At 64.9% G+C, this 1,085-nt stretch carries 1 protein-coding gene; it reads right to left on the reverse strand.

Features of this window, described 5'->3' with window-relative positions:
• On the reverse strand, window positions 1-1,015 hold a 1,015-nt coding region (locus DWB68_RS15775; RefSeq protein WP_119426060.1), incomplete at its 3' end, for an IS481 family transposase.
• Between the last annotated feature and the right edge of the window lie 70 nt (window positions 1,016-1,085).

The following is a 1,085-nucleotide window of genomic DNA, read 5'->3' on the forward strand; positions in this document are numbered from 1 at the left end:
TGTATTGCCCCGCCAGGTTGGGTACGCGGCTGGCGGGGGTGGAGCCCTTGAGTGATGTGTGGCCGCGGTGGTGATTGTAGTGGTGCAGGAATCCCGGAAACGCGGCGGCGCGTTCTGATTCGCTCTGGTAGGGGCGGGCGTAGGCCCATTCTTCTTGCAGCGTCCGGTTGAAGCGTTCGACCTTCCCGTTGGTTTGCGGCCGGTAGGGGCGGGTGTACTTGTGTTTGATGCCCCGCCGAGTCAGCAGCTCGTTGAACATCTTGGAGCGGTAGCAGGATCCGTTGTCCGTCATCACGCGCTTGGTCTCGATGCCCAGCTGCTCGAAGTGATCCAGGGCCCTTTCCATGAAGGCCGTGGCCGTCTCCTTCTTTTCGTCGTTGAGGATCTCGGAATAGGTGTAACGGGCGTGATCATCAACTGCGTGATGAAGGTATGCGTAGCCAAGGTTCGGGCGTCCGTGCTGCTTGCGAGGCCGGCTCGGATCCCGGTGAGCACTCGAGTTGCGCCCGCCGGCGGCTCGCCCCAGAACCTTGTGGCCGCCGCCGTCGGGGATGCGGCCGAGCTTCTTGATGTCCACATGCACCAGGTCCCCGGGCGCCGCGTGCTCGTACCTGATGATCGTGCGTCGCTGGGACCGCAGAGGTGCCCCGGTTGCTGGGTCCGTCCAGGCCAGGCGTAGGCAGTGGTAGCGGCTCAGGATCCGGTGCACGGTGGCCGGGTTCATGCCCAAGTGGTACGCGATTCTTGCTGGCCCCCACCGCCGGCTCACTCGCAGTCCGATCGCCCTGCGCTCGCGACGCCGCTCCGTGCGGTGCGGGCACGTACGTGGCCGACTGGACCGATCCTCCATGGCCTCAGGCCCGTGCTGGCGGTAACGATCAGACCACCGCTTCGTGGTCGTCACCGAGACGTTGAAGCGATCGGCAGCCCGGCGCAGGGGCCATCCCTGCTCGACGACGCACCGTGCAAGCAACAGACGCCCGCGGGGAGTGAGTAAGGCATTAGCGTGGGGCATGAAGACCTCCGTGGTGAGAGCTGGTTCCTAGATAGCTCCACACCTCACCCGGAGGTCTTCCTCATGTCAC

This window comes from Galactobacter valiniphilus (genome assembly GCF_003575975.1).
GTDB classification, from domain to species: Bacteria; Actinomycetota; Actinomycetes; order Actinomycetales; family Micrococcaceae; genus Galactobacter; species Galactobacter valiniphilus.